Below are 12,216 nucleotides of genomic sequence, written 5' to 3' on the forward strand. Positions count from 1 at the left end.
AAAAAATTTAGAAATTACGCGTGTGCTGGATCAGCGAGGCTGATTGATGCGGCTATTCGGTGGATCACGGCGGTAGTCGCCGTCACCACGGGTGTAGTAGTTCGGATGCCGAACGTTGTGGCAGCGCTGGTTCTGGTGGCAGTGGTAGTAGCGGCTCTGGACTCGGTAGTAGCCGGGCCCTTCATTGGTACGGTTTATCGCCGTGGTGGTATCGGTCATGTCTTCCATGGTGGTACAGCCGGTGGCAAGCAGCAGTGCTGTGGCCCCCACTGCTCCGGCGAATCGCCCGGCGAACCGTTCTGGTGAACGCTTCATGAAAACCTCCGCGCCTGTAGGCGGGTAACTTTTTTACTTCCTTTCGATCTGCTCGCTGCTTGACAACAGGTGAAACAGCCTCGAAACCCAAGTGAAAGTTATTTAAAGGTCGCGGAACGGCGATCACTACCCATTGCGATGAATATCAACAACTAAAAAGTTATGAAGGGCGTGGTGTATATAAGCCGAGGTTTTTGTTGCGTGAGACTTCGGGGAGAAGGCGGCGATACCGGGCATATCGTTTCGTGACCTTCCGCGAGAGGGACCTCGCGGAAGAGCCCCCATGGATGGGTTTACGGCGTGTCTCGAAACGATATGCCCGGTAGCGTTGCCGCCACCGCTGCTGGGAAAGGTGATGTACTAAGAAAATACCAGGTTGGCAGGTTATGCCGAAACCAACTGCTGTAACTGGTTATCCAGCAACTGCTGCAACTTGGGATTGAGCCCCGTAACCTCGGCGCCCCAGTCGGTGGTATGGCACTGGATGCGGTCGGCCAGGGATTCGTCATCGAGCAATTGTGGATGCAGGGTCAGGCCGCGCGCCTGGCTTAGCAGTTGTTCGCCATTGAAGCCGAACTGATCGGGCTTGGCCGGCAGCACCGCGAGGGCCAGCTGCAGGCCGGTGGCGCGGCTGGATTGTTGCAGGCCGCGCAGCAACAGGCCGGCACACACCGCGCGGAAAGCGGCATCTTCGCCGGCAAAGCCGAGTCCAACCGAGGGACCGGCACTGGGCAGCGGCTGCGCATCGTAAATACGGGTGAGCAGTTTCAGGCGCTGTTCCAGTTCGCCCTGCAAATTATCCAGGGCGCTGCGCGAGAGCTGATTGCCGAGTTGTGCCCAGTTAAGCGGGCGCAGGTATAGCCCGGAGGTGACTTGCGGCTGCGGTTTGGGTTGGGCCTTGGGCACCAGTAGCGGTTTGCGCTGTTTCGGTTTGCTCGAGCGCAGCTGGGAAATCCCCAGAGCGCAGGCCGCGCTGAACGGCAGTGCGAAGATCATGCTCAGCAGCAGGCTCGCCCAGGGGTAGTCCACCTGCGCGCCGGGCTGAATGTTCAGGGCCACGCTGCCGGCAAAGCTATCGTGCAGTACCACCGGCTCGGTAAGCATTTCCCCGCGGTCGCGTACACCGGTTTGTGCCAGTGGGCTGGAGTCTACGTCCTGAATAGTCACGCCATGTACCGCGGGCAGTGCCAGGGTTTGCTGGGCCAGCAGCTGCAGGCTGATGCGGTCGCCGGCAACGATCTGTTGCAGGCTCTGGCTCGCGAGCAGTTTTGCGGCAGCAGTGGCACTCTCACGGTCGCGATTCTGCGCTGTGGACAACTGCTGGCTGTAGGCGTGGCCCAGAGTGGCCAGACAGAAGCCGCAAAGGGTCAACCAGATGGTGGCGGCAATGAGCTGGCGCTGGCGCTTGGGGCTCAGCGCTTCCAGCCACTGGGGCAGAGATCCGGAAAGTTCGGACAGGCGGGTGAGGAGTGTTTTCATCTTGTTTTTACTGTGCGAACAGAAGTCCGCCCGATTCTATCCCACTTCTTCAGTGAAAAAAGGCGCCGGGCTATAATGCGCGGCCAATTCACCTGCGGCCCGGCGGTCATGTACGCCCGGGCCGGGCAATGCGCGCTCAATGACGCGTGTATAAGCAGCCAGCCAACGAGATTCAGTCATGGACGCCAGCTCCCCATCAGCCCACCCATCCACTCAGTACACCGCCCTCGCCGATGCCAGTCATGCAGCCTTCTCGCTGCCTGTTGCCGGCACTCTGCCAAAGGCTCCCGCGGCGGTCACCGCTGCCTGGTGCCTGACGGTGCTGGCGGACGATATCGAAGCGGTGCAGCTGCGTCGACTGGCGGAGTTTGTCGAGGCGAATGAATGGCGCCCGGTGGCGCTGGATATCCTGGCTGCACGGGAAGATTGCCGCGTGCTGCGTATCCAGTTGGAAGGGGATATTGCGTTTGCCGCGGCGCGCTTGGCCCTGCTGGAGCTCGCGCAAACCCTCGGCCTTGAGCTGGTACTGCAGGCGGGCAGTACCCAGTGCGCACCGAAGCTTGCCTGTTTCGACATGGATTCCACCCTGATCCAGGCGGAAGTGATCGACGAACTGGCGAAGATCGCCGGTGTTGGTGACCAGGTGGCGGAGATTACCCTGTCGGCGATGCGCGGCGAGCTGGATTTTCAGCAGAGCTTCCGCAAGCGTATGGGCTTGCTGAAGGGCTTTACCGAAGCGAGCCTCGCGGAAATTGCCCCGCGTATTCCGATTATGCCCGGCGCCCAGCGCCTGCTGCTGGCGCTGCGCGCACTGGGGTGCAAAACCGCGATTCTGTCCGGTGGCTTCACCTATTTCGCGAATTACCTGAAGGACAACCACCTGGCGGTGGACTTTGTCCACGCCAACCAGCTGGCCTTTGCCGACGGTGCTCTCACCGGTGAGGTGATTGACCCGATTGTGGACGGCGCGCGCAAGGCGCTGCTGTTGCAAGAAATTGCCCAGCAACTGGATCTGTCACTGGATCAGGTGATTGCGGTGGGCGATGGCGCTAACGACTTGCCGATGTTGTCGCTGGGTGCGCTGGGAATTGCGTTCCACGCCAAGCCGAAGGTACGGGCTGAGGCGCCGCAGGCGATTGACGGATTTGGTTTGGATGCGGCGCTGTACCTGTTTGGCCTGAACGACCGTCAGATTGCCGACTTGGTGGGCGAAGCCGCTTGATCGGGCTGAAGCTGTTTAGCGGAAAGTCTTAATCGAAGGCGTGGTAAGCCGCCGCGTAGCTGGCGGCGAGGCCTACCGCTGGCGCCAGCTCGTGTACGGTGCTGGCAAATGGCATGCGCGGCTTGCGCTCCCCATCCCGATAACACACCTGCTTGGTGCAGGCGCTCATCATCATTAGCAGTGAGATCAAAGCCGTGGCGGCGAGAAGTCGCTTGCCCATGAACATGGTCGTTTCCCTGTATACGATGTTCTGTTTCTGTCCAATTGTGCGAGTTAGACGACCTCAACGCGAAAAAAGTTGCGGTCGTCTCACAAAAGACTGGCAGAGGTTAAGAGATCTGCGCCAGCTTAGATAGCCCGGCGCAGAATTAGCCGCCAATCAATCCTGTTTTTGCGCCGGGTACTCCGCGTCCAGCTCACCAATTTTACGCGCCACCTGCCCCGGCGAGCCGGTGCGGCGAGCCAGTACATCGTAGGCCGTGGGCACGATGTAAATAGTGAACAGTGTGGCCGCGAGTACCCCGAACAGCACCACGGTACCGATCACCGCGCGGGTCTCGGAACCCGCCCCGGATGACAGCAGCAGTGGCAGTGAGCCCGCTGCGGTGGTGATGCCGGTCATCAGGATCGGGCGCAGGCGGGTTTCCGCTGCCTGGCGCAGTGCCTGGCCAAATTCTACGCCGCGATCGCGCAACTGGTTTGCAAATTCCACGATCAGGATGCCGTTTTTGGCGGCAAGTCCCACCAGCATGATCAATCCAACCTGACTGTAGATGTTCAGCGATTGATTGGTCAGCAGCAGGCCCAGCAGGGCACCGGCCATGGCCAGCGGTACCGTGAACATGATCACCAGCGGGTGCACGAAGCTCTCGAACTGGGCGGCGAGCACCAGGAATACCACCAGCGCGCCGAGCAGGATCGCGAACAGAATGGTGTTGCCGGAATCCTGGAAGTTCTTGGATTGCCCCTTGTAGTCAACCACCGGGGTGCCTTCTAGATTGTCTGCCACTAGCTGGTTCAGGTAGGCCAGCGCCTCTCCCAGCACCAAGCCATCGGCCAGGTTGGCGTCCAGGGTAATCGCGCGCACCCGGTTGTAGCGTTGCAGCTGCGGTGAGTCCGCGTATTCGCTGACTTCCACCAGGCTCTGCAGTGGGATCAGCGCACCACTGGTCTTGGAGCGCACGTACAGGTTCTCGAGGCTGTCCGGGGTGCGTTGCAGGTCCCGTTCGCCCTCAAGAATGACGTCGTACTCCTCGCCGTTGTTGATAAAGGTGGTGGCGCGGAGGGAGCCGAACATGGTCTGCAGGGTGGTGCCCACATCGCTTACCTGAACGCCCAGGTCCGCGGCGCGCTCGTAATCGACATTGATGCGCAGCTGCGGCTGGGTTTCCTTGTAGTCCCAGTCGACGCCGAGCAGTCCCGGGTTGGATTCCGCCAGTGCCTGGTTCAGCTGGTCACGCCACTCGGTGAGCTGGCCGTAGCTGCTGCCGCCGAGGACAAACTGTACCGGCTTGCCGAGGCCGCCGCCGAAACTCTGGCGCATCACCGGGAAGGCGCGCACGCCACTCAGGTCTTTCACCGCCGCGCGCACCTGGTTCATCAGCTCAAACGCGGAGGGGCGTTCGCCCCAGGGCGCCAGGGTAAAGATCACCATGCCGGTATTGAACGTGGCCGAAGTGCCGAAGGAGCGCGGCGAGCGCACCAGCAGGCGGTTTACATATCCCTTGTCCACCAGCGGCATCAGGCGCTCTTCGATGGTGTCCATGTACTCCTGCATGTACTGGTAGCTGGCGCCCTCGGGACCGTTGACCAGCAGGAAGAAGGAGCCGCGGTCCTCGCGTGGGGCATATTCGGTGGGAATCAGACGGAACGCCAGCGCGGCGAACGCCATCACGCCCACAAACACCACACCGGCAATCCAGTGTTTGCGCAGTAACACATCCAGCCCGCGGCTATAGCGGTGCTGCACGCGGGTCAGCGCCTTGTCCATAAAGCGGGTGGCCGCATTGTGGGAATCGCTGGGGCGAATCAATTTGGCGGCGAGCATCGGCGACAGGGTGAGCGCGGTGATGGAGGAAAAGATCACCGCCGCCGACATGGTCAACGCAAACTCGGAAAACAGCCGCCCGATATCCCCCTCGAGGAAGGTAATGGGTACGAACACCGCAACCAGCACCAGAGTGGTGGCGACCACCGCAAAGCCCACCTCGCGCGCACCGCGATAGGCGGCCAGCAGCGGCGGTTCACCGTATTCATCCATGCGCCGGAAAATGTTTTCCAGCACCACGATGGCGTCGTCCACCACTAGGCCGATGGCCAGTACCAGCGCCAACAAGGTGAGCAGGTTGATACTGAAACCGAAGGCATACAGCAGGATCGAGGTGGCGATCAGGGACACCGGCACGGTAACCGCCGGCACCAGCGTCGCGCGCCAGTTACCCAGGAACAGGTAGATCACCAGGGTTACCAGAATCACTGCGATGGCCAGGGTGGTGTACACCTCCTTGATGGCCTCGGATACGAAAACCGACGCATCGTAACTCTGGCTGAGGCGCATGCCGTCCGGCAGGGATTTGTTGACCTCCACCATCTCCGCCTTGGCCGCTTCTGCGACGGCGACGATGTTGCCGGTGGACTGGCGGGTAATACCGATGCCCACCATGGGCTCGCCATTGCCGCGGAAGGTAGAGCGGTCTTCCGCCGAGCCCAGTTCGACCCGCGCCACATCGCCCAGGCGCACCACGTGTCCGCTGTCACCGGTGGTGATGGCGAGGCGGGCAAAGTCTTCGGCACTCTGGAACTGGCGCTGCAGGCGTAGGGTGAACTGGCGATCGCTGGACTCGAGATAGCCCGCGGGCAACTCGCGGTTTTCCGCACGCAGCGCCTGTTCGATATCCGCGCTGGTGACGTTGTGCGCGGTCATCGCGCCGCGGTCCAGCCAGATACGCATGGCGAAGTCCTTGGCACCACCGACCCGCACCCGCGCCACGCCGTCGAGTACCGAGAAACGGTCTACCAGGTAGCGGTTGGCGTAGTCGGTGAGCTCCGGCACGGTCATGCGGTCGGAGGTCAGGTTCAGCCAGATCACCACGTCGTCGCTGCTGTCGACCTTTTCGATCTCGGGCGGATCCGCTTCCACCGGCAGGTTGTTCAGCACCCCGGAGACCCGGTCGCGCACATCGTTGGTGGCGCCATCCACGTCGCGGTTGATATTGAACTCGATGGAAATGCGCGAGCGCCCGTCGCTGCTGGACGAGGTGACCGTCTTGATGCCCTCAATACCGGCGATGCGGTCTTCGATCAGGCGGGTGATGCGGGTCTCGACAATCTCCGCGGAGGCACCGGGATAGTTGGTGTCGATGGAGACAATCGGCGGGTCGATATCCGGGTACTCGCGCAGCGCCAGCCGGTCGAAGCTGATCAGGCCGAACACCACCAGCAGCAGCGACAGTACCAGTGCAAAAACCGGGCGTTTGACCGCCGTATCACTGATAATCATTGCTTGTGGGCCCCGTTTTCAACTTCTACGGCAACGGGTTGGCCGTCGCGAATATGCAGGGTGCCGCGGGTCACTACCTGGTCGCCCTGAGACAGGCCGGTGAGTACCTCTACCTTGCCTTCATAGCGCTGGCCGATCTGCACCTCCCGGCGCTGCACCATATGCCCGCCTTCGGTTTTCTTCACCACGTACACCGACTGTTCTCCGGCCAGTGGCACCAGCGCGGCTTCCGGAATCGTCAGTGCCCGACGCGGGTTGGCGACAACGCGTACGCGCAACAGCATGCCGGGCTTGAGCTGGCCGTCGCGATTATCGAGGCGGCCGCGCACGGTAAACGCGCGGGTCTGCGGGTCCACACGCGCTTCAACGATCATCACTTCGCCATTGAACACGCGATTGGGATAGGCCTGGCTTGCCGCTTCAATGGCCATGCCGCCGCTGATTGCGGACAGCTGGCGCTCGGGTACGGTGAAGTCCAGCTTCAGGCGCGCGCTGTCCTGAATGGTGGTGATTTCGGTGGTCGGGGTAACCAGGCTGCCGACGCTGATATTGCGCAGGCCCAGCTGGCCGTCAAATGGGGCGCGGATGATGCGATCGTCGATGCGTGCCTGCAGGCCGTCCACCAGTGCGCGGGTTTCCGCCACCTGTGTCTCTGCGGCCTCCAGTTGTTCGCGGGTGGTGAGGTTTTTGGTCACCAGGCCGCGCAGGCGTTTCGCATCGCGCTCGTAGCGCTGCAGGGTGGCGCGGGCCCGCGCCAGTTCCGCCTTTTCCTCACCATGGCTCAGTTCAACCAGTACATCGCCGGCCTTTACGCGCTGGCCGCTCTCAAAGTTCACGCGGCTGATGTGTTCCGTGACCCCCGCGCGAATGGAGACAAACTCCCACGCCTTGGCAGTGCCGAGGGCTTCCACCGGGTTGGAGATCTGTTCCAGCTCGACCGGTGCTGCGCGCACCGGCACCGGGGCCTTGTTCGGTTGCGCCAGGGCGGCGGAGGGCAGCAGCAGTGTGGCGACGAGGGCGAGCCTGGTACAGGTCGGCTGCAGGGCGCTTAGGGTGAATACACCAATGGATTTCATGTTGTGTAGGGCGATCTGTATTTGTGGTTATGGTCGGCGATTGGTCGAAAACCTCCGCCGAGTGGAAATCTTGCGTTGGATCAGAGAAGTTGCTGCAGCAACATTTACGCCAGAGTAACCGGCGGAGATCACAAAGAGGGGGGAGTTTACAAAAATTTACCTCCCGCCGAGCAGACAGCGGGAGGCAAATCGACGAACGTTTTACTCCGCAGGATTATCCGATACGGAGTGTGGTGAGACGGCTTAATCGCCGTAGATAATTTTGCTGTTTACCTTGACGGTGAGCGGGTGGTAACCGGGCTTGGCTTTTTCAAAAATCCGCTTGGCGCTATCACTCTGGCCGTGCACCATCATGTTGCGGTACAGCGGACGCAGGAACTTGTTGCGGCCGATGGTCACCAGGAAATCTTCCAGGCGTGGCTCGGCGGGCTTGTATTGGTTGCGCACCGCAATCATTAGCCAGCTAAATGCGATCTCGTTGTTTTTCGACTGGGTGAGATCAAAGGTGCTGTCCAGCTCCGCCAGTTGGTCTTCGCTTAGTTTCTCCGGCATGCCATCGAGGAAATATTTCCACTGGTGGAAGGTCCAGCCATCGGTCTCGATATCGCTGGCCTTGATCTCGCCGTTCAGCCATTGCTGGCGTACCGGGTCCAGCTTGGTAAACGCATCGGAGGTCGGCTGCGGTGCACCTTCCGGAATACCGGGTTCGAAAATCCACTGCTGGATACGCGCGCGGTCGAGCTTGTCCGGGTACTGCTTTAACAGCGTCTGGTCCAGATACTTCACGAAGTCTTCCGTGGTGATGCTCTGGAAGGCGAAGTGGTTGAAGTAATCCATCAGGAATTGGTCGAAATTCTCGCGGCCGATTTTTTGTTCCAGTTCGTACAGGAACAGAGAGCCCTTCTCGTATGGGATATTGGAAAAGACTTCGTCGGGATCGCGACCGCGCAGGTCGATGGCCATGATCTCGTCTTTGTCTTCGCGGTCGTCCAGGTCGGCCTTCAGGTCGTCGTAACCCAGGGCCATTTCCATCTGATAGCGCTCGTCGCCGTACACGAATTGCATGATGCGGTTGGTGAGGTAGGTGGTGAAACCCTCGTTCAGCCACAGGTCGCGCCAGCTGGCATTGGTAATCAGGTTGCCGGACCAGGAGTGCGCCAGTTCGTGGGCGATCAGTGCCACCAGGCTTTTGTCGCCGGCGATCACTGTGGGGGTGATGAAACTGAGGCGCGGGTTTTCCATGCCCCCAAACGGGAAGCTCGGGGGCAGGATCAGCAGGTCGTAGCGGTCCCAGCGGTAAGGCCCGTAATTTTTCTCGGTAACCTCGAGCATATCTTCGGTGTCTTCGAACTCGGCGGCTGCCGCGTCCAGCAGTTCCGGTTCGGCATAGACGCCGGTGCGCTCGCCCATGGGCTTGAACTCTAGATTGCCGATGGCGAGGGCGATCAGGTAAGACGGGATCGGTTGCGGCATTTCAAATTCGTAAACGCCGTCTTTTTCCGTCTCCGGGTCGTTGTTGGCACTCATCACCGCCAGCAGTTCTTCCGGCGTACGGATGGTGGCCTTGTAGGTCACGCGCACCTTGGGGGAGTCCTGCAGCGGGATAAAGCTGCGCGCGTGGATTGCCTGGGCCTGGGTAAACAGGAAGGGGTGCTTTTTACCGGCGGTTTGCTGCGGCTCCAGCCACTGCACACCGGAAGCGCCCGGGGAGGTCTGGTACTGGATGGCCACCCGGTTGGCGCCCTTGGGCAGGTTGATCTTCAGTGGGGTGCCCAGGTTGGGGTCGGTTTTACCCAGGCTGAACTTCACGTCCTGCAGGCTGTTGCCCACGCCCGCGCGCACATTGGTTATGTCGAGATCGCGGGTGTCGAGAATCAGTGCCGGGTTCTTCTGGGTAAGGCGCTGGATATCCAGGATCGCTTCGCCCTTCAGTACTTTGTTGTCAAAGTCTGCGGTGAGATCCAGATCCACATGTTTGATCAGGTAATCGTTGGTGTTGGCGAAGGAGTGGTAGTCGACGCCGGATTCGGGGCCCGCCTGCTGCGCCATGGGTGCGGACTTTTCCAGGTCTTCTGGCGTGTATTTGGTGGCGCTTTCTGGAATATCGCTGGCACTATCGCCGCTGGCGGTAGCTTCCTGCTTGGCCTTGCTCGCATCGGTGTCCGCGGGTTTGCCGCACGCAGTAACTGTGACCAGGCTGGCGGTAAGCAGTCCGACACCGATCAGGCGGCCGAGGCTGGTGTGAAACAATTGGGGCAGCATGTTGGGCTCCGTGATTGTTGTATTTCTTGAGTGAGAATCGGGTGAATTCTTCGCGGGACAGAATACCCAATCACGCGTGTGGCGGGGAAATCGGATTTCTGTTTTGGTCCTAGATTAGACCGAATATGGAGATTTTGCCCCGGATAGGCAGTGCTGGGCGGTGGTGATGCGCCCCGGGCGTCACCCTGTAACGGTGACACCTGGGGCTTGCTGGGTGGGGTTAGTCCAGGCTGAAGTCGAAGTTCATCTCGTCTGCGGGCGGTTGTACATAATAGCCCTGGATGTAGTCGGTACTGGACTGCCACAGGGTGGGCAGCATGCTGGCCTGTTCGATGTGCGGAACAATGACCTTGATGTCGATTTCCTTGAGCTGGCTGACCAGGTTGACCAGTGTCTCGCTGTCTTCGCCCTGATCCTGCACCTCGCGCACGAAAGAGGTATCGATCTTGGCGAGATCTACCTTGACGTGCTCCAGCGCCTTGAACGGACTGAGGCCGGTACCAAAGCGGCATACGGCAACGCGGCACCCAAGGTCCTGGACCTGCTTGGTAAAGTCGCGCGCGGCATGCAGGTTGCTGCTGATGTCTTCGGCGCGCAGCTGGAAGGTCACGTTCTTGGGAGCCACCTTGGATGCCTTGAAGGCCACACCCAGCCAGGCGGGCAGGCTGCCGTCTTTTAGCGAGGGCGCAGTCAGGTGGATGAGAATGGATGCGGCGTTACCCTGGCTGTTTTCTGCTGCGACGTTTTTCATCGCATTGAGGATTACCCAGCGATCCATCTTGCACGACAGGCCCGCGTCACCAAGGGTTTCCAGGAATGTCATCGGGGCCAGCTCTTCTTTGCCGTCTACGAGACGCACCAGCACCTCGTAGAGCTTTTCGCCGCTGCCCTGCAGACTGAGGATCGGCTGGTACAGCAGCTTGAAGTTGCCCGCTTCCAGCGCCTGCGCAACCCGTGCACGCAGATAGGTATCGGCATCGCCGCCCTGTTGCTCGCTGTCGGGTTCAAACAGCGCAAAGCCGTTGCCATTGTCTTTGGCCAGGGCCTGGTCGTGAGCCTTGGAGGCCTGCTCCAGCACCTTGTCCGCATTGCCGGAGGTTTCACTCAGCAGGGAGATGCCGATGGAGGCGGTGATGTGCACGGTTTTGCCCGCGGCCTCGAAAATGGTATCCGCCACCTTTTGCAGCAACTCTTTCGAGCGGGACTCGGCGCTGTCGGGAGTGGTTTCCGGCATCAGCAGACAGTAGCTTTCCTCACCGTAGCGGGCGATAACGTCACCGCGACGCACACTGCTCTGCAGCAGTTCGGCGAACTTCTTGTGCACCTGATCGGCACCGGCAACGCCAACCACCTGTTGCACGGATTCCTCGAAGCGGTCGATCTCGATAAACATCAGGCCGCCGGTGCGCTGGGACCCAGCGGCAGACTGGATGGCACTGTTGAGCAGTTGCACAAAGCGCTGGCGGTTGTATAGGCCGGTGGCGGAGTCGCGGTTCTTGGCTTCACTGAGCTGCGCTTCCAGCTCCTCGGTGTTGCCGGTGCTGGCGGCGATGCGCACCTGCAGGCAGCGCTCTTCGTCGTACACCGTCGACAGCACTTCCGCCTTGGTGGCGATTGGTGTGCCATTGGCGGTGCGCGCGGTGAATTGCCACTCCTGGGCTTCCACCTCATTGTTGTTGATGGCGCAGCTGCGCAGGAATTCGCGCGCGTCCGGTTGCTCACCTTCGGTGAGCATGTCGATCAGCGGCTGGTATTCCACATCGTCGCGGTCCTCGTAGCCGAAACGCTCGGCGAAGGACTCATTGGCGTAAACGATCAGGCCGTCGGAAATGTAGGCGATAGCGTCCTTGGAACTGTCCAGCAGCTCCTTGGCGCGGTTGAGCGTGGCGTGGTAGCGGCGCTGGTGCTGGCGTGCCTGGCGGCGCTCTTCCAGTGCGCTGAGCTCACGCTGGATGGTCAGCAGCAGATGCTGATCTTCATCGATGGTAACCACATCGCGGGCACCGGCCTTCAGGCCTTCCACCACCGGCTGCGAGCCTGCGCGCTCGGTAAGTAGTATCGCGGGGACGTCTTTCTGCAGTTTGCTGATGGTGCGAATGGCGGTCGCGGCTTCGAGCTGCTTGCCCTGCTCTGCGGCAATCAGCAGATCCCAGGTGTGTTCCTGCAGGAGCTTGGTCAGTGCCGCCTCGCTGGCGACGTGCTTGGCGCGGTTCGGACGGCCGGCATTCTGCAGCATGCTCACCAGTCGCTGGGCCTCGGCCGGGACATCGTGAATAAGAAGAAGGCGGATGGTGTTGTCGCTGCTCATTGTGTTCCTGTTGTACTGCGTCGCGGCGGTTATTTTTAATTGTTCACTCTGATCT

At 60.7% G+C, this 12,216-nt stretch carries 8 protein-coding genes; 1 reads left to right on the forward strand and 7 read right to left on the reverse strand.

What is annotated here, in order from left to right; genetic code table 11:
- Window positions 1-30: 30 nt before the first annotated feature.
- Together KUV22_RS12060 and KUV22_RS12065 are read right to left on the reverse strand one after the other, a co-directional pair.
- Window positions 31-315: a hypothetical protein gene (locus KUV22_RS12060; protein ID WP_222231422.1), complete on the reverse strand. Its 285-nt coding sequence runs from the start codon at window positions 313-315 to the stop codon at window positions 31-33.
- Window positions 316-699: 384 nt separating this feature from the next.
- The gene (locus KUV22_RS12065) at window positions 700-1,794 is read right to left on the reverse strand and encodes a hypothetical protein (RefSeq protein ID WP_222231424.1); all 1,095 of its coding nucleotides are present in this window, start codon (window positions 1,792-1,794) and stop codon (window positions 700-702) included.
- Window positions 1,795-1,972: 178 nt separating this feature from the next.
- On the opposite strand from KUV22_RS12065, the gene serB reads away from it, so the two are divergent.
- Window positions 1,973-3,016 carry a phosphoserine phosphatase SerB gene (gene serB, locus KUV22_RS12070; protein WP_222231425.1) on the forward strand — a complete coding sequence of 348 codons (1,044 nt, stop codon included), beginning with the start codon at window positions 1,973-1,975 and terminating at the stop codon, window positions 3,014-3,016.
- Window positions 3,017-3,044: 28 nt separating this feature from the next.
- Here the strand turns inward: serB and KUV22_RS12075 are convergent, their stop codons facing one another.
- From KUV22_RS12075 to KUV22_RS12095, 5 genes are all read right to left on the reverse strand, one after another.
- Window positions 3,045-3,236, reverse strand: coding sequence for a hypothetical protein (locus tag KUV22_RS12075; protein WP_222231426.1), 192 nt, complete (start codon window positions 3,234-3,236; stop codon window positions 3,045-3,047).
- A 159-nt stretch (window positions 3,237-3,395) separates the two neighbouring features.
- Complete coding sequence (locus KUV22_RS12080; RefSeq protein ID WP_222231427.1) at window positions 3,396-6,515, reverse strand: efflux RND transporter permease subunit; 3,120 nt, start codon at window positions 6,513-6,515, stop codon at window positions 3,396-3,398.
- The gene (locus tag KUV22_RS12085; protein ID WP_222231428.1) at window positions 6,512-7,591 is read right to left on the reverse strand and encodes an efflux RND transporter periplasmic adaptor subunit; all 1,080 of its coding nucleotides are present in this window, start codon (window positions 7,589-7,591) and stop codon (window positions 6,512-6,514) included. Before KUV22_RS12085 ends, KUV22_RS12080 begins: the two co-directional genes overlap by 4 nt.
- A 243-nt stretch (window positions 7,592-7,834) precedes the next feature.
- Window positions 7,835-9,853 carry a M1 family metallopeptidase gene (locus KUV22_RS12090; protein WP_222231429.1) on the reverse strand — a complete coding sequence of 673 codons (2,019 nt, stop codon included), beginning with the start codon at window positions 9,851-9,853 and terminating at the stop codon, window positions 7,835-7,837.
- A 220-nt stretch (window positions 9,854-10,073) separates the two neighbouring features.
- A complete protein-coding gene (locus tag KUV22_RS12095) occupies window positions 10,074-12,161 on the reverse strand; it encodes a GGDEF/EAL domain-containing response regulator (protein WP_222231430.1) in 2,088 nt (695 codons plus the stop codon).
- Window positions 12,162-12,216 lie beyond the last annotated feature (55 nt).

Source organism: Microbulbifer agarilyticus (assembly GCF_019800665.1).
In the GTDB taxonomy this organism is placed as follows: domain Bacteria; phylum Pseudomonadota; class Gammaproteobacteria; order Pseudomonadales; family Cellvibrionaceae; genus Microbulbifer; species Microbulbifer agarilyticus_C.